General features: G+C 65.0%; 20 protein-coding genes. 10 read left to right on the forward strand and 10 right to left on the reverse strand.

The window, feature by feature from the left end:
- Positions 1-42: 42 nt before the first annotated feature.
- Both NTA49_RS14260 and NTA49_RS14265 read right to left on the reverse strand, forming a co-directional pair.
- Complete coding sequence (locus tag NTA49_RS14260) at positions 43-798, reverse strand: porin (RefSeq protein WP_258295470.1); 756 nt, start codon at positions 796-798, stop codon at positions 43-45.
- Between the two features lie 50 nt (positions 799-848).
- Positions 849-1,451, reverse strand: coding sequence for a VOC family protein (locus NTA49_RS14265; protein WP_258295471.1), 603 nt, complete (start codon positions 1,449-1,451; stop codon positions 849-851).
- 239 nt (positions 1,452-1,690) lie between these two features.
- On the opposite strand from NTA49_RS14265, the gene NTA49_RS14270 reads away from it, so the two are divergent.
- The 7 genes from NTA49_RS14270 to NTA49_RS14300 all read left to right on the forward strand — a co-directional run bounded on the left by NTA49_RS14270 (position 1,691) and on the right by NTA49_RS14300 (position 9,163).
- Positions 1,691-2,737 carry a rod shape-determining protein gene (locus NTA49_RS14270; protein ID WP_258295472.1) on the forward strand — a complete coding sequence of 349 codons (1,047 nt, stop codon included), beginning with the start codon at positions 1,691-1,693 and terminating at the stop codon, positions 2,735-2,737.
- Positions 2,738-2,852: 115 nt separating this feature from the next.
- Positions 2,853-3,758 carry a rod shape-determining protein MreC gene (mreC, locus tag NTA49_RS14275; RefSeq protein ID WP_258295473.1) on the forward strand — a complete coding sequence of 302 codons (906 nt, stop codon included), beginning with the start codon at positions 2,853-2,855 and terminating at the stop codon, positions 3,756-3,758.
- Positions 3,755-4,294: a hypothetical protein gene (locus tag NTA49_RS14280; protein ID WP_258295474.1), complete on the forward strand. Its 540-nt coding sequence runs from the start codon at positions 3,755-3,757 to the stop codon at positions 4,292-4,294. Before mreC ends, NTA49_RS14280 begins: the two co-directional genes overlap by 4 nt.
- On the forward strand, positions 4,291-6,234 hold the full coding sequence (gene mrdA / locus NTA49_RS14285) for a penicillin-binding protein 2 (RefSeq protein WP_258295475.1): 1,944 nt from the start codon (positions 4,291-4,293) through the stop codon (positions 6,232-6,234). Before NTA49_RS14280 ends, mrdA begins: the two co-directional genes overlap by 4 nt.
- On the forward strand, positions 6,231-7,370 hold the full coding sequence (rodA, locus tag NTA49_RS14290; RefSeq protein ID WP_258295476.1) for a rod shape-determining protein RodA: 1,140 nt from the start codon (positions 6,231-6,233) through the stop codon (positions 7,368-7,370). Before mrdA ends, rodA begins: the two co-directional genes overlap by 4 nt.
- 3 nt (positions 7,371-7,373) lie before the next feature.
- Positions 7,374-8,303, forward strand: a complete 930-nt coding sequence (locus NTA49_RS14295; protein ID WP_258295477.1) for a 2-hydroxyacid dehydrogenase — start codon at positions 7,374-7,376, stop codon at positions 8,301-8,303.
- An 11-nt stretch (positions 8,304-8,314) separates the two neighbouring features.
- On the forward strand, positions 8,315-9,163 hold the full coding sequence (locus tag NTA49_RS14300; protein ID WP_258295478.1) for a shikimate dehydrogenase family protein: 849 nt from the start codon (positions 8,315-8,317) through the stop codon (positions 9,161-9,163).
- Positions 9,164-9,176: 13 nt separating this feature from the next.
- Here NTA49_RS14300 and NTA49_RS14305 read toward each other — a convergent pair whose 3' ends face one another.
- From NTA49_RS14305 to NTA49_RS14340, 8 genes are all read right to left on the reverse strand, one after another.
- The gene (locus tag NTA49_RS14305; protein WP_258295479.1) at positions 9,177-9,518 is read right to left on the reverse strand and encodes a hypothetical protein; all 342 of its coding nucleotides are present in this window, start codon (positions 9,516-9,518) and stop codon (positions 9,177-9,179) included.
- Positions 9,515-10,447: a J domain-containing protein gene (locus tag NTA49_RS14310; RefSeq protein ID WP_258295480.1), complete on the reverse strand. Its 933-nt coding sequence runs from the start codon at positions 10,445-10,447 to the stop codon at positions 9,515-9,517. Before NTA49_RS14310 ends, NTA49_RS14305 begins: the two co-directional genes overlap by 4 nt.
- A gap of 99 nt (positions 10,448-10,546) precedes the next feature.
- Positions 10,547-12,559, reverse strand: a complete 2,013-nt coding sequence (locus NTA49_RS14315) for a M3 family metallopeptidase (protein WP_258295481.1) — start codon at positions 12,557-12,559, stop codon at positions 10,547-10,549.
- Positions 12,560-12,644: 85 nt separating this feature from the next.
- Positions 12,645-13,679 (reverse strand): HesA/MoeB/ThiF family protein, encoded by a 1,035-nt coding sequence (locus NTA49_RS14320; RefSeq protein WP_258295482.1) that lies wholly within the window; start codon positions 13,677-13,679, stop codon positions 12,645-12,647.
- On the reverse strand, positions 13,676-14,143 hold the full coding sequence (gene dut / locus NTA49_RS14325; protein ID WP_261368335.1) for a dUTP diphosphatase: 468 nt from the start codon (positions 14,141-14,143) through the stop codon (positions 13,676-13,678). The genes NTA49_RS14320 and dut overlap by 4 nt, the downstream gene beginning before the upstream one ends.
- Before the next feature lie 33 nt (positions 14,144-14,176).
- Positions 14,177-15,370 carry a bifunctional phosphopantothenoylcysteine decarboxylase/phosphopantothenate--cysteine ligase CoaBC gene (gene coaBC, locus NTA49_RS14330; protein WP_258295483.1) on the reverse strand — a complete coding sequence of 398 codons (1,194 nt, stop codon included), beginning with the start codon at positions 15,368-15,370 and terminating at the stop codon, positions 14,177-14,179.
- Positions 15,371-15,449: 79 nt separating this feature from the next.
- On the reverse strand, positions 15,450-16,241 hold the full coding sequence (locus NTA49_RS14335) for a ChaN family lipoprotein (RefSeq protein WP_258295484.1): 792 nt from the start codon (positions 16,239-16,241) through the stop codon (positions 15,450-15,452).
- Complete coding sequence (locus NTA49_RS14340) at positions 16,238-17,116, reverse strand: RNA polymerase factor sigma-32 (protein WP_258295485.1); 879 nt, start codon at positions 17,114-17,116, stop codon at positions 16,238-16,240. Before NTA49_RS14340 ends, NTA49_RS14335 begins: the two co-directional genes overlap by 4 nt.
- A gap of 112 nt (positions 17,117-17,228) precedes the next feature.
- Between NTA49_RS14340 and cobU the strand changes: the two genes are divergently transcribed.
- The 3 genes from cobU to NTA49_RS14355 are packed head-to-tail and all read left to right on the forward strand — an operon-like array spanning position 17,229 to position 19,045.
- Entirely contained in the window at positions 17,229-17,735 is a 507-nt protein-coding gene (cobU, locus tag NTA49_RS14345) for a bifunctional adenosylcobinamide kinase/adenosylcobinamide-phosphate guanylyltransferase (RefSeq protein WP_258295486.1), read from the forward strand.
- A complete protein-coding gene (locus NTA49_RS14350; RefSeq protein WP_258295487.1) occupies positions 17,732-18,310 on the forward strand; it encodes a histidine phosphatase family protein in 579 nt (192 codons plus the stop codon). The genes cobU and NTA49_RS14350 overlap by 4 nt, the downstream gene beginning before the upstream one ends.
- A 60-nt stretch (positions 18,311-18,370) precedes the next feature.
- Positions 18,371-19,045: a glutathione S-transferase gene (locus NTA49_RS14355; RefSeq protein WP_258295488.1), complete on the forward strand. Its 675-nt coding sequence runs from the start codon at positions 18,371-18,373 to the stop codon at positions 19,043-19,045.
- Positions 19,046-19,141: the final 96 nt, after the last annotated feature.

The raw sequence follows: 19,141 nt of genomic DNA on the forward strand, positions 1-19,141 counted from the left end.
TTCCACCCGGCCGCCTGATCATGTGAAACTCTGATGGGACAATCAGAAGTTGGTCAGATTTGCAAAGCTGCCTGTCGCGCTGCTGATCACGTTGCCCAGTGTGCGACGACCGGATGTGCGGTTGCCCAGCTCGTAGTTCAGGCCAAAGCTGACGTGATCGACGTCGGCGAAGTCTGTCGAGATGCGGCCAACCGACAGTTCGACGTTTGCGCCTTCGGTGAACTCATACTGACCGCCGACTGTGACCGACGTGCCGTCGAGGCCTGCCAGATCGAAGTAGGACAGCGAGCCGATGGCCGCGAAGCCGTTGCCGAAGCTGTAGCCGCCGCCAACCGAGACCAGGTCCAGGTCTTCGGTGGTGATCAGGTCGGCCTGCACGTTGTAGGCGTCCAACTCGTAGTCTGCGAAGGCCGAAACCAGCGTTTCGTTTTCGATGCGGGTGATGTCGATGCCCACGGTGCCTGTCGGGGAGACGTCCCACGACCCGAACACGGTGTAGACGGTGTCGTCCAGATCCGAAGAATCGCCGATGGCCAGACCGACGGTGTATTCGCCCATGTCGTAGTAGCCGAAGACCGATTTCAGGTCGACGTCGGTGCCGAACAGGTCAAAGCGGGTGTAGTCCGCACCCAGCGAGACGCCGTTGTTCAGACGGTATTCGGCTGCGAGCGACGCATAGTCCAGGTCAAGGCCCAGCAGGTTGAAACGTGCCAGTTCGCCGGAAAATGTCCAGCCGCCCGTCACGTATTCGATGCCGCCGCCGAAGGCTGTGAAACGCGTGTTGCGCCACCGCCACACTCACCATTTTGTTACCGTAGGGGCACCTTCTTTAACCCTTTGTTCATAAATCAGTTTTGAGGCTCGGAGCCTCGATAGGGGTCCTTCGCCTGCCGATTCTCGCTCAGTGAGTCTTGCGACCGCGCCACGATCCGCTCGACCGCGTCGGCCAGATGCACTTCGGCGATATGATCGTCGCCTGCGGCCACCCGGATCTTGTGTGCCTCCATCAGCACGGCGGCATGGCTGGACCCGCGCGGCGGAATGAACTTGTAGCAGGCCAGTTCGATCAACAGCCCGCAGGGATCCTTGAAATAGATCGAGTCCATGAACCCGCGATCCTTGACGCCGGAATTGCCGATGCCCCGCGTCTTCAACCGGTCCGGCACCTGGCCGAAGGTGGCGCGGTCCACCTCGAACGCCAGGTGATGCACGCAGCCCACGTCCATCGGGGTGCGGCGATTGTCGGGTTTGCGGGTGTCGTCGGTGAAGACGGTGATCAGGCGCCCGTCGCCGGGATCGAAATAGAGGTGACCCTGTCCGGGATCGTCCAGGTTGGGCTGATCGAAGATGAACGGCATGCCCAGCACGCCTTCCCAGAAATCAATGGTGGACTGGCGGTCGGCACCGGTCAAGGTAATGTGATGGACGCCCAAAACCTGAAGTTTGCGCATGATGTTCTCCCTCTTGTCTGGGATGGTTCTAGCACGCAAAGCCACGCCCGCCATGCCGCAACGTCGCGTGGCGCACAGTTGTGCATCCGGCGCGCAGGGACGGGCAGGACCATCTGCGCGAGAACCCGCGTAGCCCGTCCCCATTCGGCCCTTTCGTATCGGTCCTCACATCCCTATAACTCGAGCGCCCGCATCAATCATGACTCGCGGGCCAAAACGTATTGACGAAGGGTACGCGAATGTCGTGGTTTGGAAATTTGGGTGGTCTGTTTTCTTCGGATATGGCCATTGATCTCGGAACGGCTAACACTCTGATATACGTAAAAGGCAAGGGCGTCGTTCTGTCCGAGCCGTCGGTTGTGGCCTATCATATCAAGGATGGCGTCAAGAAGGTTCTCGCCGTGGGCGAGGACGCCAAGCTGATGCTTGGTCGAACGCCCGGCAGCATCGAGGCGATCCGCCCGATGCGCGAGGGTGTCATCGCCGATTTCGACACCGCCGAAGAAATGATCAAGCATTTCATTCGCAAGGTTCACAAACGTTCGACCTTTTCCAAACCCAAGATCATCGTCTGCGTGCCCCACGGCGCGACACCCGTTGAAAAACGCGCGATCCGCCAGTCGGTTCTGTCGGCGGGCGCACGTCGTGCCGGCCTGATCGCCGAGCCCATCGCCGCGGCCATCGGTGCAGGCATGCCGATCACCGACCCCACCGGCAACATGGTCGTGGACATCGGCGGCGGCACCACCGAGGTGGCGGTTCTGAGCCTGGGTGACATTGTTTACGCCCGTTCAGTCCGCGTTGGCGGCGACCGCATGGACGAGGCGATCATCAGCTATCTGCGCCGCCAGCAGAACCTGCTGGTCGGTGAAACCACCGCCGAGCGCATCAAGACATCCATCGGCACCGCGCGCATGCCCGACGACGGGCGCGGCACCTCGATGCAGATCCGGGGCCGCGACCTGTTGAACGGCGTGCCCAAGGAGATCGAAGTCACGCAGGCACAGATCGCCGAGGCGCTGGCCGAACCCGTGCAGCAGATCTGCGAGGCGGTGATGACGGCACTGGAGACCACCCCGCCGGATCTGGCGGCAGACATCGTCGACCGTGGCGTGATGCTGACGGGCGGTGGCGCGCTGCTGGGCGATCTGGATCTGGCCCTGCGCGAGCAGACGGGTCTGGCGGTGTCGATTGCCGACGAGTCGCTGAATTGCGTGGCACTGGGCACCGGCAAGGCGCTGGAATACGAAAAACAACTGCGCCACGCCATCGACTACGACAGCTAAGCGCGGATCAGGACGCGAGGGGCCCCTTTGCATGAGGGGGCCGATTGCGGCAGAGTTGATGCACGATCCCGCCAGACCGATCAAAGGCCGATCAAACCGCAGGTGAGACTTCACTTTGGCAAAAGACCGCTCTTCCTCTGACTTTGTCACGCCGATCCGGCGGCTGCTGACGGCTGTGCTGGTGCTGGGGTTGATCGCGACCTTCATCGTCTGGCGCATCGACAGCCCGCGCGTCGAGCGGTTCCGCGCGCAGGTCACCGACCGGATCGTGCCGAATTTCGATTGGGCGATGGCCCCAGTCACCGGGACCATCAATCTGGTGCGCGATTTCCGCAGCTATCAGCGCATTGCCGAACAGAACGCAGAGCTGCGCCGCGAGTTGCGCAAGATGCAGGCGTGGAAAGAGGCCGCCGTGCAGCTGGAACAAGAAAATGCGCGGCTGCTGGACCTGAACAACGTGCGGCTGGACCCGCGCCTGACGGTGATTTCGGGCATGGTGCTGGCCGACAGCGGATCGCCGTTTCGCCAGTCGGTGCTGCTGAACGTGGGCGCGCGCGACGGGCTGGTCGATGGCTGGGCGACGATGGACGGCATCGGACTGGTCGGGCGCATTTCGGGCGTGGCCGAGAACACCGCGCGGGTGATCCTGCTGACCGATGCCTCTAGCCGCATTCCCGCGACGATCCAGCCCTCGGGGCAGCGCGCCATGGTGGCGGGGGACAACAGCAAGAACCCGCCCGTGGATTTCCTGGAGAACCCCGATCTGGTGCGCCCCGGCGACCGCGTGTTCAGCTCGGGCGATGGCGGGGTGTTTCCGGCGGGCCTGCTGATCGGGGAAATCGCCAAGGACCCCGGCGGGCGTCTGCGGGTGCGGCTGGCTGCGGATTACGAGCGGCTCGAGTTCCTGCGGGTGCTGCGCCATTACGGCAATGAGCCTGTCAGCGACACCGCGCGGATCATCACCCCCGACCTGCCCACTGCTGGGGCTACCGCTGGGTCCGCTTCCGAGGTTCGCGAATGAGCGAGCGGTCGCAGGCACGGGTCTGGGTGATGCGCGCGGCGTTCTGCGCCTTGGTGCTGGTGATCCTGTTCTTTCAGATCCTGCCGCTGCAGACCCAGCCGACCCGCTGGGCCCCGCCCGACCTGCTGATCGGTTTTGCCTTTGCCTGGTCGGTCCGGCGCCCCGAGTTCGTGCCGCCGCTGATGCTGGCGGCGCTGTTGCTGCTGGCCGATCTGCTGCTGCAACGTCCCCCCGGCCTCTATGCGGCGTTGGTGCTGCTGGCCTGCGAGAACCTCAAGGGGCGCGCCCGCGTGTTGCGCGCGTCTACGCTTGCCGCAGAGCTTGCGACGGTTGCGATGTTGATGGTCAGCGTCGCCGTGGTATATCGTCTGGTTCTGACAGTGATGGTGATCGACACTGCCCCGCTGGGCCTGTCCCTGCTGCAACTGGGACTGACCATTCTGAGTTATCCCATCGTGGTGCTGATCACCCACAGCATCATGCGCGTCCGCAAGACCGGACCGGGCGACATCGAAACGGCAGGAGGCCGCATATGAAACGCACCCGCGCCGATACCGAGGCGAGCCATCGCAAGATTTCGCGCCGCGCCGCCGTTCTGGGGGGCGTGCAGCTGGCATTTGTCGGCGGGCTGGCCGCGCGAATGAACTTCCTGCAGGTCGATCAGGCCGACCAGTTCCGGCTGCTGGCCGAGGACAACCGCATCAAGGACAGTCTGATCCCCCCCGCCCGTGGCGAGGTTTTCGACCGCAACGGCGTGCAATTGGCCAAGAACGTGCCGTCCTACCGGATCGTGGTAAAGCGCGAGGACATCGGCGATGTCGATGAAGCACTGGAGCGGCTGAGCCGTGTCGTCAGGCTGGACCCCGACGATCTGGAACGCGCGCTGACCGAGATGAAACGCTCGGCCCCGTTCCATCCGATCACGGTGGCCGAAAACGTATCCTGGGAGGACATCAGCCGCGTCAGCGTCAATGCGCCCGCGCTGCCCGGTGTCACGCCCGAGGTCGGTCTGAGCCGGATCTATCCGCTGGGGTCGAACTTTGCGCATGTGCTGGGCTATGTCGGCCCGGTCAGCGACTATGACCTGCAACAGATCGAGGCACCGGACCAGTTGCTGCTGATCCCGCGGTTTCAGATCGGCAAGGTCGGTGTCGAGGCCAAGCAGGAGGACCGCCTGCGCGGCGAGGCCGGCGTGAAACGCGAAGAGGTCAACGCCACGGGTCGCGTGATGCGCGAGCTGGACCGCCGCGAGGGACGGCAGGGCGCGGACCTGCAACTGACCATCGACGCGGGCCTGCAGAACTATGTTCAGGCGCGTCTGGGCGAGGAAAGCGCAAGCGCCGTGGTGATGGACTGCGAGACCGGCGATCTGGTCGCCATCGCCTCGTCGCCGTCGTTCGACCCGAACCTCTTCGTGCGCGGCATATCGGTCGCCGACTACAAGGGTCTGACCGAGAACACCTATCGCCCGCTGTCATCGAAATCGGTGCAGGGCGCCTATCCCCCCGGATCGACGTTCAAGATGATGACGGCGCTGGCCGCCCTGGAAGAGGGCATGGCCCAGCCCGACGAGACGGTCTATTGCCCCGGCCACCTGGAAGTCTCTGGGCGCCGTTTTCACTGCTGGAAGCGCGGCGGGCATGGCTATGTCGATCTGCAGAACAGCCTGAAGCAATCCTGCGACGTCTATTATTACGATCTGGCGCTGAAGGTCGGGATCGAGAAGATCTCGGCGATGGCGCAACGCTTTGGTCTGGGCGTACGCCACGACGTGCCGATGTCGGCCATTTCCGAAGGGCTGACGCCGACGAAGGACTGGAAACGCCGGGTGCACGGGCAAGAGTGGGTGATCGGCGACACGGTCAACGCCTCGATCGGCCAGGGCTTTATGCTGGCGTCGCCCCTGCAGCTGGCGGTGATGACCGCGCGCATCGCCACGGGCCGCGATGTGTCGCCGCGTCTGGTGAAGTCGGTGGACGGGGTCGAGGAGCCGTCGACCGCAGGCGAAAACATGGGGCTGAACGAGAACAACCTGCGCAAGCTGCGCAGCGCGATGTTTGACGTGGTGAACGACCGGCGCGGCACGGCCTATGGCAGCCGGATCATCGCCGAAGAGATGCGGATGGCGGGCAAGACCGGCACCAGCCAGGTGCGCAACATCACCGCCGCCGAACGCGCGCGCGGGGTCATCAGCAACAACGACCTGCCGTGGGAGCGCCGGGACCACGCGCTGTTCGTGAACTTTGCCCCCTTCGACAAGCCGAAATACGCGGTGTCCATCGTGGTCGAACATGGCGGCGGCGGGTCGTCCACGGCGGCCCCCATCGCCCGCGATATCACCCTGCAGGCGCTCTATGGCGGCGAGCCGCCGCTGGACGCCTATCCGTCCAAGGACCGGGGCCGCATCGAGACCCAGCAGGAACAGTTGCGCGGCGTGCGCCCGATGGCGGATCTGGGCGGGTCCGATCAGGCATGAGCTATCTTGAATATACGGTCAAATCGGTTCCTGCGGGATTTCGCAAGATCCTCTATCTGAACTGGCCGCTGACGATCCTGCTGGCCTCGGTGGCGGGTATCGGGTTCCTGATGCTCTACTCGGTGGCGGGGGGATCCTATTCGCCCTGGGCAGAGCCGCAGATGAAACGTTTTGCCCTGGGGCTGGTGCTGATGGTGATGATCGGCATGGTGCCGATCTGGTTCTGGCGTTCGATTTCCTCGGTGGCTTACGGCGTCTCGGTGATGCTGCTGATCGGGGTCGAGTTCTTTGGCTCGATCGGGATGGGTGCGCAGCGCTGGATTGATCTGGGGTTCATCCGGCTGCAACCTTCCGAGTTGATGAAGGTCACGCTGGTGATGTTCCTGGCCGCCTATTACGATTGGCTGCCCCCCTCCAAGAAATCGCGCCCGTTCTGGGTGTTGATCCCCGTGGTTGTCATCCTGGTGCCCACGGCGCTGGTGCTGCGGCAGCCCGACCTGGGCACGGCGATCCTGTTGATGGCGGCGGGCGGCGGGCTGATGTTTCTGGCCGGGGTGCACTGGACCTATTTCGCCGCCGTTCTGGCGGCGGGCATCGGGCTGATCACGGCCGTCTTCCAATCACGCGACACCTCGTGGCAGTTGATCAAGAACTACCAGTTCCGGCGCATCGACACATTCATCGACCCCTCGTCCGATCCGCTGGGGGCGGGCTATCACATCACCCAGTCCAAGATCGCGCTGGGATCGGGCGGCTGGACCGGGCGCGGGTTCATGCAGGGCACGCAGTCGCGACTGAACTTCCTGCCTGAAAAGCACACCGATTTCATCTTTACCACGCTGGCCGAGGAGTTCGGCTTTGTCGGCGGGCTGTCGCTGCTGGTGCTTTATGCGCTGATCATCTTTTTCTGCGTGATCTCTGCGGTGAACAACCGCGACAGGTTCTCGTCGCTGCTGACGCTTGGGATCGCGCTGAACTTCTTTTTGTTCTTTTCGGTCAACATGTCGATGGTCATGGGGCTGGCCCCGGTTGTGGGTGTGCCTTTGCCGTTGGTCAGCTATGGTGGCTCGGCGATGCTTGTCCTCATGCTCGCCTTTGGCTTTGTCCAGAGCGCCCACATCCACCGACCAAGGTAATCCATGATAAACGTTCTTTTCGCCGCCCATCCCGACCGCTGGGAAAGCTATGAAGCCCCTCTGAAAGAGGCCATTGCCGACGCAGGGGTCACGGCCTTTCTGGCGACGGACATTCCGCCCGCCGATGTCGATTACATCGTCTATGCGCCCAATTCGCCCCTGCAGGATTTCACGCCCTATACGCGCGCCAAGGCGGTGCTGAACCTGTGGGCCGGGGTGGAAAAGATCGTCGGCAACCGGACGCTGAAGATCCCGCTGACGCGGATGGTCGACAGCGGGCTGAGCCAGGGCATGTGCGAATGGGTCACCGGGCACACGTTGCGGCATCATCTGGGCATGGACGCGCATATCAACTGCGCGCCGGGCGTCTGGAACAACGTGGCACCGAAGCTGGCTTGGGACCGCAAGGTGACGCTGCTGGGTCTGGGCGAGCTGGGCACCGCCTGCGCGCAGATGCTGGCGCAGATCGGTTTCGACGTGACCGGCTGGTCGCGCACCGCCAAGGACATCGGGGGCATCCGCTGCCTGTCGGGTGACGACGGGTTGAAAGAGGCGCTGACCGGGGCCGAGATCGTGGTGCTGCTGCTGCCCGACACTCCCGCGACCGAGAACACGCTGAACGCGGAGACATTGCCGCTGCTGGCCAGGGGGGCGTGCATCATCAACCCCGGACGCGGGCCGCTGATCGACGACGATGCGCTGCTGGCGGCGCTGGATGCGGGGCAGATCGGCCATGCGACGCTGGACGTGTTCCGCATCGAGCCGCTGCCCGAAGCGCACCCCTATTGGCACCACCCGCGCGTCACCGTCACGCCGCATGTGGCCGCCGAGACACGCGCCAAATACTCCGCGCTGACCATCGCCGAGAACATCCGCCGGGGCGAAGCGGGCGAGCCGCTGTTACATGTGGTGGACCGGAAGACCGGATATTGAAACGACAGCCCGTGTCACGCGCGCCTTCCCTGCAACTTGGCCTGATCGGCGACAACATTGCCGCATCGCGCGCGCCTATGCTGCACGGGCTGGCCGGAACGCAGAACGGGATCGCCGTGCGCTATGACCGGCTGGTGCCGCACCAGCGCGACATGACGTTCGATCAGCTGTTCGACCACTGCGCGGGGGCGGGCTATCGCGGCCTGAACATAACCTATCCCTACAAGGAACGGGCGGTCGCGCGGGTGCGGATCGACGATCCGCTGGTGCGAGCCATCGGGGCGGTCAACACGGTGATCTTTGACGCGGGCGGCCCCACAGGGTTCAACACCGACTACTCGGGCTTCATGGCCGCCTGCACCGCGGCACGTGGCACCGCACCGCTGGGAGCGGTGCTGATGATCGGCACGGGCGGCGTGGGCCGTGCCGTGGCGTTCGGGCTGGTGGGTCTGGGGGTCACGGAAGTGCGGCTGGTGGACCGCGACCCCGACAAGGCGCAGGCCTTGGCCAGGGCATTGCACGACAGCGCGCCGCAGGTGACGGTCAGCGTCCACGCCGATGCGGTAGAGGCGGCATCGGGCGTGTCCGGCGTAATCAACTGCACGCCTGTCGGAATGGTCGGATATGGCGGCACCCCGCTGCCCCGCGCGGCGATGGCGGGAATCGTCTGGGCCTTTGACGCGGTATACACGCCGACGGACACGCAATTTCTGAAGGATGCCGCCGCCGAAGGGCTGGAGGTGATTTCGGGATGGGAGCTGTTCTTTTACCAGGGCGTGCACGCGTGGGATCTGTTTTCGGGCACGCCGCTGGACAGATCGGCCCTGCGGCAGGCCCTGAACCCGGCCGAAGACGGCTGAGCGCGCAAGTGGCTTAGGGTGCGGTCCCGTCGCCCTGCAAGCGCTGCAACAGACGTTCCTTGATCTCGGACGGCTCTGCCCCGATCGCCTGCATCACCTGATCCAGCCTGCCCTGCGCGCCGTGCAACTGGTCGAGCAGCGACATGATGATCACCAGTGCATCCTCGTTCACCTCGAAGTCGTCCGTCAACTCGCACAGCAGCGTGATCCGGCGGATGTCCAGCATCCGGTAGCGCGGGCCGTCCGCCGTGATCATGGGCGTCACGATCTGCAACCGCTCGAAGTGGGCCAGACGGTCGGCGGTCAGCGACGCGACGCTTTCGATCACCTGCGCGGGGGCATAGGCGTCGGTCATACCGGTTCCTTTCCGGCGCGCGGATCATAGGGGTGATCGGCCCGCCAGCCTTCCATGAACTGTTTCAGCGCTGCGTCGATCCTGGGCGGGCTGACGATGCGCAGGATCACCCGCTGGTCGCCTTTGCCCGTGCGCCCCTTCACGCCGCGCCCCTTGAGACGCAGCACCTGGCCCGAACTGGCACCGGCGGGCACGCTGACGTTCACCGTGCCCGAGACCGTGCGCACGGGCACCTTGCCGCCAAGTATCGCCTCGTCGATGGTGATCGGCAGGGTGACCACGATATCGTCGCCGTCGCGTTCGAAATCGGGGTGCGGGGTCACGTCGAGCGTGATGAACGCGTCGCCGCGCCGCCCTGCGCCAAAGCCCGGTGCCCCCTTGCCGCGCAGACGCAGGATCTGCCCGTCGCGCGCCCCTTCGGGGATTGCCACCTCTAGCGTGCCGCCCTCGGGCAGGGTGATCCGCGTCTTGGTGCCGGTCGCCGCATCCAGAAACGGCACGGACAGGCGGTACTGCGTGTCCTCGCCCGGTCTGTCGCCAAACCCGCTGCGGTTGAAACCGCCGCCCCTGTTGCGGCCGAAGCTGGCGAAAAAGTCATCGGGATCGAACGCGTCGTTGAACGGGTTGCCACCTGCGCGCCCTTGGGCATAGGGGTTTTCCGGCCTGCGCGCCTCGTCGCGGTAGTAGCCACGCGGTGCTTTTTCGGCACCCGATGCGTCGATTTCCCCGGCGTCGAAGCGGCGGCGCTGGTCGGGGTCTTTCAGCAGGTCGTAGGCCCGCCCCGCGTCCTTGAAACGCGCCTCGGAGAGGGGATCGTCGGGGTTCAAATCGGGGTGATCGGTGCGCGCGATCCTGCGGTAGGCTTTCTTGATCTCGTCCGCGCTGGCGGTCTTGGTCAGGCCAAGTGCGGCATAGGGGTCTTTGGGCATTCGATGCTCCGAATGGGTGAGATAGCGGCAGGGAGTCGCCGGGGCGACACCCGGACCTTACAACAGGCGCCGGAGTTTCAACAGCGGTGGCAAAAAGGCTCAGGCCGCCAGCCCGCGCCCCTTGAGCAATGCCTCGACCCCCGGCAGGCGCCCGCGAAAGGCGGTGTAAAGCTCTGCCGCGTCGCGGCTGCCCCCGGTGCTGAGGATATTGTCCTCGAGCGCGCGGGCCACCTGCGCGTTGAACGCCCCGCCCGCCTCTTCGAAGGCGGCAAAGGCGTCGGCGTCCATCACTTCGGACCACATGTAGCTGTAATAGCCCGATGAATAGCCGTCGCCCGAAAACACATGCGCGAAATGCGGGGTCGCGTGGCGCATCGCGATGGCGGGCGGCATCCCCAGACCTTCGAGGATCTCGGCCTGCCGCGCCATCGGATCGGCGGGGGCATCGCCGTCGTGAAATTCAAGATCGACCAGTGCCGAGGCGATATATTCCACCGTCTGAAAGCCCATGTCATAGGTCGCGGCGGCCAGCACCTTGTCGAGCAGCACCTGCGGCATCGGCTGGCCGGTGTCGGCGTGCGTGGCGAATGTGCCCAGCACTTCGGGCACGTCGAGCCAGTGTTCGTAGAGCTGGCTGGGCAGTTCGACGAAATCACGCGCCACGGAGGTACCCGAGACGCTTTCATAGGTCACATCCGACAGCATCTGGTGCAGCGCATGGCCGAATTCGTGGAACAGCGTGCGCGCGTCGTCATAAGACAGCAGCGCCGGATCGCCCTTGGCGAAGTTGCAGACGTTGATCACGACCGGCGTCTGCACGTCGGGATGCTTCGCCTGCGACCGCATCGCCGAGCACCAGGCCCCCGAGCGTTTTGATCCGCGGGCGAAGTAATCACCGATGAACACCGCCACATGCTTGCCGTCGCGGGTGACCTCCCAGGCGCGGCAATCGGGATGGTAGAGCGGCACGTCGAGCGGTGTGAACGACAGCCCGAAGAGCCGCGATGCACAGTCGAAGGAGGCTTCGATCATCCGGTCGAGCTGGAAGTATGGCTTCAACTCGGCCTCGTCCAGATCGTGCAATTGCTGGCGGCGGCGTTCGGAATAGAAACGCCAGTCCCAGGCTTGCAGATCGCCGTTGACGCCCTCCTGCTGCATCATCTGGCCCAGCGCCCAGGCGTCCGCCTCGGCCTGCGCCTTGGCCGGTTCCCAGACCTGCATCAGCAGGTTGCGCACCGATGCGGCGTCGCCCGCCATCTCGGTTTCCAGCTTGTAGGCCGCGAAGTTCCGGTAGCCCAGCAGCTTCGCCCGCTCTTCGCGCAGCCGCAGGATTTCAGCGGCGATCTCGCGGTTGTCGGTCTTGCCACCATTGGCACCGCGCGCGGTCCATGCCTTGTACGCGGTCTCGCGCAGGTCGCGGCGGGTGGAGAATTGCAGGAAAGGCACGATCAGCGACCGCGACAGGGTGATCACGGCACCGTCCGCACCTTTTTCCGCACCTGCGGCGCGCGCGGTGCGGATCACGAAGTCGGGCAGGCCCGCCATTTCGGCTTCCGGCAGGTCCATGTGCCAGTCACGCTCGTCCGCCAGCAGGTTCTGGGTGAACTCGGTGCCCAGCACCGCCAGACGTCCCTTGATCTCTTTCATCCGCGCGGCCTGTGGCCCGGTCAGCGCGGCACCGGCACGCACGAAACCGCGATGGGTCAGCATCAGCACGCGCGATTGCTCGTCGGTCAGGTCCAGCGTATCGCGTTGATCCCAGACCGCTGCGACACGGGCAAAGAGCGCCTCATTCGCCGAAATCTCGGAGAAATGCGCGGCCAGCTTGGGGGAGAACTCACGCTGCAAGGTTTCGCGGACGGGGGTGCTGTCGGCACCTGCGACGGTGAAGAACACGCCCAGAACCTTGTCCAGATCGCGCCCTGCCGCCTCGAGCGCGCCAATAACGTTGTCAAATGTCGGCGCATCCGCGTTCCCGGCAATCGCGTCGATTTCCGCATTGTGCGCCGTCAGCGCAAGGGCGAGTGCGGGGGCGAAATCCTCGTCTGAAATGGCGTCGAAGGGGGCGATCTGGTGGGGCGTGTCCCAGTCGGCAAGCAGGGGATTGGTCATGTTGGGGGTCTCCTTTGACCTCAACCTAAGCTTTGGTGCGCCACATGCAATCGCATCAGGGCTAGACGTGGGTGAATTCGCGCGATCAGCTGCCGCAGACCGGACAATCGGCGCGGCGCTTCAACGCGATCTTGCGGCTTTCGCCGTAAAGCGCGTCGTAGATCAGCATCTCGCCGCGCAGGGGGGTGCCTGCGCCGGTCAGCAGCTTGATCGCCTCGACCGCCATCATGCTGCCCACCACACCGGGCAGAGGTCCCAGAACGCCCGCCTCGGCGCAACTGGGGGCCAGACCATCGGCGGGGGCCTGCGGAAAGATGCACTGGTAGCACGGCGCGCCGCGTGCCGGGTCGAAGATGCTGAGTTGCCCTTCCCACTGGCTGAGCGCACCAGAGATCAACGGCACACCCGCCGCGACGGCGGTGCGGTTGATCAGATAGCGCGTGTCGAAATTGTCGGTGCCGTCCAGCACCAGATCGTATTCGGCGACCAGCTCTGCCGCGATGTCTTCGTCGAAACGCCGGTGATAGGGCAGCACGGTCACGAAGGGGTTCAGCGCCTCGATCGCCGCCTGCGCCGAGAACACCTTGGGCATGCCGATCCGCGCGTCGGTGTGGATCACCTGGCGTTGCAGATTGCTGCCCTCGACCGCGTCGGCGTCGATCACACCGATGGTGCCGACGCCCGCCGCCGCCAGGTATTGCAGCGCAGGCGCGCCGAGGCCCCCGGCCCCCACGACCAGCACCCGCGCGTTCTTCAGCGCCACCTGCCCCGGCCCGCCAATCTCGCGCAGCACGATGTGGCGTGCATAGCGGTTCAGTTCGACCTCGCTCATCGGTCCTTTGGGCGTTGCGTCAGGCTGCGTGGTGGCAATCCGCGCCTTCAACCGGCGCAGCACCAGACGGTAGCCCAGCACCAGCGCTGCAAATCCCCCGAGGATCAGCCAGAGCGCCGCGCTTTCACCCGTCGCCATCCGCAACGGATGCCCCTCGGGCAGGACCAGATGCAGGGCCAGCACCCCGACATAGAGGATCAGCACCATGTTCAGCCGCACGGACCGGGGCGCGCCCATCGCGGCACCCACGCCCCAAAGGGCAGCAGCAAGGGCCAGAACCAGGATCATGCGGCACCGGTCGAGCCGAAGCCGCCCTGACCGCGTTCGGTGCCGTCCAGCGCCGTGGCCAGATCGAACCGTGCCTGCACCACCGGCGCGACGACCAGCTGCGCGATCCGCATCCCGTGTTCAACCACGAAACCCGCGTCGCCGAGGTTGATCATGATCACCCCCAGCGGCCCGCGATAATCGCTGTCGATGGTGCCGGGCGTGTTCACCAGCGTCACCCCATGTTTCAATGCCAGCCCCGAGCGCGGGCGCACCTGCACCTCGAACCCTTCGGGGATCGCAAGGCGCAGGCCGGTCGGCACAAGCGCGCGCGCGCCCGGGGCCAGGGTGATCGCACCGCGATCCGCAAAGTTTGCCCGCACGTCGGCCCCCGCAGCGCCCGACGTCTCGTAGGACGGCAGGCCCAGCGCGGTGTCCGCGCCCGCGTCCCAGAGCATCTGCACGCTTACAGTCCCGTTCTTCATCTTGCCCTTAAACTCCCGCCGGAGGCATAAAATCTATTCCAACGCAGCCGCGATCCGCGCCGCCAGTTCCTGCGCCACCGCGTCCTTGCCCATGCGCGGCCAATCCTCGACGCCCGCGTCCGAGACCAGATGCACGGCGTTTTCAGTGCCGCCCATGATGCCGGTTTCGGGCGACACGTCATTGGCCACGATCCAGTCGCAGCCCTTGCGCTTGCGCTTGGCGGTTGCGTTTTCGACCACGTCATTCGTCTCGGCGGCAAAGCCCACGACGAGCGCGGGCCGCCCTTGGGTCATCTGCGAGACTGTCGCCAGGATGTCGGGGTTTTCGGCGAAGTCCAGTTTCGGCATCCCGTCACGGGTCTTTTTCAGCTTCCGGTCAGAGGCGGATGCCACACGCCAGTCGGCCACGGCCGCCGCAAAGACCGCAGCATCACAAGGCAGCGCCGCCTGCACCGCCTCCAGCATCTGCTGCGCGGTCTGCACCCTTACCACCTGCACACCGGCAGGGGGCGCCACGTCCGCAGGTCCGGTGACAAAGACGACTTCCGCCCCCGATGCCGCCAATGCAGCGCCCAGCGCCGTGCCTTGCGCACCGGACGAGCGGTTGGCGATATATCGGACCGGATCAATCGGTTCGTGCGTCGGGCCCGAGGTGACCAACACGCGTTTGCCCGCCAGCGGCCCGGCCCGCAGAGCACCCTCGAGCGCTGCGACAATCTCCAGCGGTTCGGCCATCCGCCCCGGTCCAAACTCGCCGCAGGCCATGTCGCCGTCGTTCGGCCCGATCACCGTGATGCCGTCGGCCCGCAGGGTCGCCAGATTGCGCTGCGTCGCGGGGTGGTCCCACATCCGCACATTCATCGCGGGCGCGATCATCACCGGCGTGTCGGTCGCCAAAAGCAAGGTCGAGGCCAGATCGTTGGCCATGCCCTGCGCCATCTTGGCCATCAGATCCGCCGTCGCCGGTGCCACCAGCACCAGATCCGCCGAGCGTGACAGCTGGATATGGCCCATTTCGGCCTCGTCCGTCAGATCGAACAGGTCGCGGTAGACCTTCATTCCCGCAAGCGCCGACACCGACAGCGGCGTCACGAACTCGGACCCCGCCTGCGTCAGCACCGGCGTCACCGATGCGCCGCGTTCGCGCAGACGCCGGATCAGGTCCAGCGCCTTGAACGCCGCGATCCCGCCGCCGATGATCAAGAGAATTCGTTTGCCGTTCAGCATGCCCGCGTCCCCGCTGCCGTCAATTTTGTCCGAGCATAGGGCGTGCCAGCCCGATCTGCCAGCCCGTCCATCTGCCCGCCTATTTGAACGCGGCACATGGATCGGCGCGGGCTGGCGCGGCCGCATCCCAGATCGCGTCGAACCCGCCGTCGGGCATGGTTCCGCCCTCGCCCTGACCGATGGACCAGACCGTCGCCTCGGGGTTTACCAGCGCCAGATAGTGCGGCACGCCCCAATCCTTGCGGGCATGGCCGTTGCCGGTGATCACCACCACGGGGCCGCCGGTGTCCTCCAGCGCCTGCAAGGCCGCCCGCGCCAGTGTCGCATCCCGCAACCGCTGCACGTTCACCATGCCCGCCAGCAGGTTCTGGGGCAGTGCATCGCAATGGGCCGCAAACTGCATCGCCTCGCGCGTGGCTTGCTGGTCGGTGGGCAGGTCGCGGTCGAGCCCATAGGCCGCAGCCGCGTCGAAGGCATCCGCCAGGACCCCCTTGACCGCACCAGACGCAACCGCACGCGGAACCGCAGCACCATATGTCGCGGCATCGGGGGCGGCTGCAAAAATCGGATGATACATCGTGAAATCGGGCCAACCGGCCTCTGCCCAGACCAGCGTCCCGGCCATCGCGCTCGCATCCGCAATCAGCTCGGGCGACACCAGCTTGGCCTGCTCTTCCGTCAGCATTTCCCAGACGATCGCCTTGGGCTGCACCTGCGCCACGGCCTCGGCCTGTGCCACGTGATGGGCGGGATTGTCGTGCACCTCGCCCAGGATCACGATGTCGGCGGATGGGATTTCAGCAGGCCCAACGGCAAAGGCCGCCCCCGACAGGGCGGCCCACGAAAGCAAAGCGGGAATCACATGTCTCATACGAGGAAGTGATGCACTTCCCGGCTCTGGGTCTCCAGCGATTTCCGCATCTTGGCGAAAGCCGCGGCTTCCAGTTGGCGCACGCGCTCCTTGCTCAGGGACAGCTCTTGTCCCAGGCTTTCCAGCGTCCGCGCCTCGTCGCGCAGCTTGCGTTCGCGCACGATGAAGCGTTCGCGTTCGTTCAGCGCGTTCATCGCCATCAGCAGCCATTCGCGCAACTGTGCGGTGTCGTGTTCGTTCTCGACCAGTTCCGCCGCCTGCGCGCCATCGTCTTCCAGCGCGTCGATCCACTCGCGGCCTTCGTCCTCGGACGACTGCGTGGCGTTCAGCGAATAGTCGGACCCGCCAAGCCGCCCCTCCATCATCTCGACATCGCGCAGGGGCACGCCGATCTCGGTCGAGATCATCTGCCGCAACTGGTGCCGGTCGAGGGTTTCGCCTGCCGATGCGCTTTCACGCTCAAGCCGTGCCTGAACCCGGCGCATGTTGAAGAATAGAGATTTCTGCGAGGATGTGGACCCGGTGCGCACCATCGACCAGTTGCGCATGACGTAATCCTGGATCGACGCCTTGATCCACCAGACCGCATAGGTCGAGAAGCGAACACCGCGATCAGGGTCGAATTTGTCGGCGGCCTTCATCAGGCCAAGACCGGCTTCCTGGATCAGATCGTTCATCGGCGCGCCGTAGCGTTTGAACTTGGACGCCATCGAAATCGCAAGCCGCATGTAGGCCGTGATCAGCCGGTGCAGGGCGGCCTCGTCCCGCTCGTCGCGCCAGGCGTAGGCCAGTTTCAGTTCGGTTTCCGCATCCAGTAACTCGGCTTTCATCGCGATGCGGGAAAGTGATACTTCCTTAACGTTGTCCAATGCCATTGTGACGTCTCCCAGATCGCTGCCAGATCGCTGCTTGTGATGCGGTATTGAGTTGATTACGCATCAACACAGGGTTCGGTTCACTTGCGAGGTTAAAAAAGTGTTGCCTTCGATGACATTCGTTTTAGGTGGCGCCGCGTCCGGGAAATCCGTCTTCGGTGAAAACCTGATAGTTAACAGTGGGTTAATTCCGGTCTATCTGGCAACCGCACGGATATGGGACGCCGAAATAAAAAACCGGGTGCAGGTACACCGCGACCGGCGCGACACCGCATGGACCAACTGCGAGGCAACCCATGATCTGGCCCCGGTCCTGTCCAAGCGCCGCGCGGGCGAGGCTGTGCTGGTCGATTGCGCCACGATGTGGCTGACCAACCACGTGATGGACGACACCGATCTGGCGCAGGCACAGGCCGATCTGCTTACGGCGCTGGCCAATTGCGCGGCCCCCATCGTCGTCGTCTCGAACGAGTTGGGCCAGGGCATCGTGCCCGCCGACGCCGACACCCGCGCCTTTCGCGAGGCGCAGGGGCGGCTGAACATCGCGCTGGCCGCACAGGCCGATACCGCCGTGCAGGTGGTCGCAGGGCTGCCCAATGTTCTGAAAGGCAGCCTGTGACCACCTGGCATTGGGTGCGTCACGGCCCGACGCATCAGAAAACATTCGTCGGCTGGCGCGACGTTGCCGCCGACCTGTCCGATCAGGCCCAGATCGACCGCATCAAGGCGTTTCTGCCGGATGATGCGCTGGTGATCTCTTCGGACCTGATCCGCGCCCATGCCACCGCCGACGCGATTGCAGGGGGGCGTACCCGGCTGCGCTCCGATCCGATGCTGCGCGAATTTCACTTCGGCGCCTGGGACAACTGGCATTTCACCCGCGTCAGCGACACCTATCCCGACCTCAGCCGCAGCTACTGGGAAGACCCCGGCGACATCATCCCGCCCGGTGGCGAAAGCTGGAACATGGCCGCCGCCCGTGTCGCCACCGCCGTGCGCCGGATCAGCGCGCAGCATCCGGGTCGGCACGTCATCGCGGTGGCGCATATCGGCGTGATCCTGACGCAGGTGCAGGCGGCGATGGGCTGGACGCCGAAACAGGCGCTGGCCCACAAGATCGACAATCTGTCGGTGACCCGCATCGACGGCAACGGGGCCGCGTCCCCGGTGCCCCTGCTCAATCACCTTCCGTGATGATGGCCCGCACAAAACAGCGTTTTACCGCCGCTGACATTCGCGCTTAACCTGCGCGCCATGACATATGACCTTTATATCGGCGACCGCACGTTTTCGAGCTGGTCCTTGCGCGGCTGGCTGATGCTCGAAAAATTCGGCCTGCCCTATCGCACCCACATGATCGGCCTCTACGGTGGCACGATGGCGCAAGACATGGCGCATCTGGCCCCGGCGCGGCTGGTCCCCGCCCTGCAACTGCCCGACGGCACCGTGGTCGGCGAAAGCATGGCCATCGCCGAAACGCTGGCAGAAAGACACCCGCAGGCGGGGCTTTGGCCCACGGACGCCGCCGCGCGGGCCACCGCACGGATGCTCTGCGCCGAGATGGCCGCAGGCTTCGGCGCGCTCAGGGGCGAATGCCCGATGCAGTTGCAGCATGTGAACGCAGGCTTCGAAGCCTCCGGGCCGACGCGCCAAGACCTGGCGCGGATCGAGGTCCTGTGGTCCCATGCCCGCACATTTGCGACCGAGGGCCCCTGGCTCTTTGGTGCATACAGCCTTGCCGACGCGTTCTATGCCCCGGTCTGCGCGCGCATCATCGGCTATGATCTGCCGGTCTCGGACGCCGCCCGCGCCTATTGCGCCACCACAATCGCGGACCCCGCATTCAAGACATGGCGCGCCGAGGGGTTGAAAACAGTCTACGATCCCTTCCCCTATGACATGGGCACCCCTACCACAAACTGGCCCTGATCTTTCTTCTGGCCTTAAATATCCAAATTCCGACCCTGCCGCCGCGCGGCTCCACCCGCGATCCTGCGACGTCGTTAACCAATCGTAAATGCCCAC

Origin of the sequence: Pseudosulfitobacter koreensis, from assembly GCF_024733015.1 — a bacterium.
GTDB lineage: Bacteria > Pseudomonadota > Alphaproteobacteria > Rhodobacterales > Rhodobacteraceae > Pseudosulfitobacter > Pseudosulfitobacter koreensis.

What these genes read in the sequence shown, in the direction of transcription:
- NTA49_RS14265 (WP_258295471.1), bottom strand. Translation starts at nt 1,451, where the DNA reads ATGCGCAAACTTCAGGTTTTGGGCGTCCATCACATTACCTTGACCGGT.
- NTA49_RS14270 (WP_258295472.1), top strand. Translation starts at nt 1,691, where the DNA reads ATGTCGTGGTTTGGAAATTTGGGTGGTCTGTTTTCTTCGGATATGGCC.
- NTA49_RS14280 (WP_258295474.1), top strand. Translation starts at nt 3,755, where the DNA reads ATGAGCGAGCGGTCGCAGGCACGGGTCTGGGTGATGCGCGCGGCGTTC.
- mrdA (WP_258295475.1), top strand. Translation starts at nt 4,291, where the DNA reads ATGAAACGCACCCGCGCCGATACCGAGGCGAGCCATCGCAAGATTTCG.
- rodA (WP_258295476.1), top strand. Translation starts at nt 6,231, where the DNA reads ATGAGCTATCTTGAATATACGGTCAAATCGGTTCCTGCGGGATTTCGC.
- NTA49_RS14295 (WP_258295477.1), top strand. Translation starts at nt 7,374, where the DNA reads ATGATAAACGTTCTTTTCGCCGCCCATCCCGACCGCTGGGAAAGCTAT.
- NTA49_RS14305 (WP_258295479.1), bottom strand. Translation starts at nt 9,518, where the DNA reads ATGACCGACGCCTATGCCCCCGCGCAGGTGATCGAAAGCGTCGCGTCG.
- NTA49_RS14310 (WP_258295480.1), bottom strand. Translation starts at nt 10,447, where the DNA reads ATGCCCAAAGACCCCTATGCCGCACTTGGCCTGACCAAGACCGCCAGC.
- NTA49_RS14315 (WP_258295481.1), bottom strand. Translation starts at nt 12,559, where the DNA reads ATGACCAATCCCCTGCTTGCCGACTGGGACACGCCCCACCAGATCGCC.
- NTA49_RS14320 (WP_258295482.1), bottom strand. Translation starts at nt 13,679, where the DNA reads ATGATCCTGGTTCTGGCCCTTGCTGCTGCCCTTTGGGGCGTGGGTGCC.
- dut (WP_261368335.1), bottom strand. Translation starts at nt 14,143, where the DNA reads ATGAAGAACGGGACTGTAAGCGTGCAGATGCTCTGGGACGCGGGCGCG.
- coaBC (WP_258295483.1), bottom strand. Translation starts at nt 15,370, where the DNA reads ATGCTGAACGGCAAACGAATTCTCTTGATCATCGGCGGCGGGATCGCG.
- NTA49_RS14335 (WP_258295484.1), bottom strand. Translation starts at nt 16,241, where the DNA reads ATGAGACATGTGATTCCCGCTTTGCTTTCGTGGGCCGCCCTGTCGGGG.
- NTA49_RS14340 (WP_258295485.1), bottom strand. Translation starts at nt 17,116, where the DNA reads ATGGCATTGGACAACGTTAAGGAAGTATCACTTTCCCGCATCGCGATG.
- cobU (WP_258295486.1), top strand. Translation starts at nt 17,229, where the DNA reads ATGACATTCGTTTTAGGTGGCGCCGCGTCCGGGAAATCCGTCTTCGGT.
- NTA49_RS14355 (WP_258295488.1), top strand. Translation starts at nt 18,371, where the DNA reads ATGACATATGACCTTTATATCGGCGACCGCACGTTTTCGAGCTGGTCC.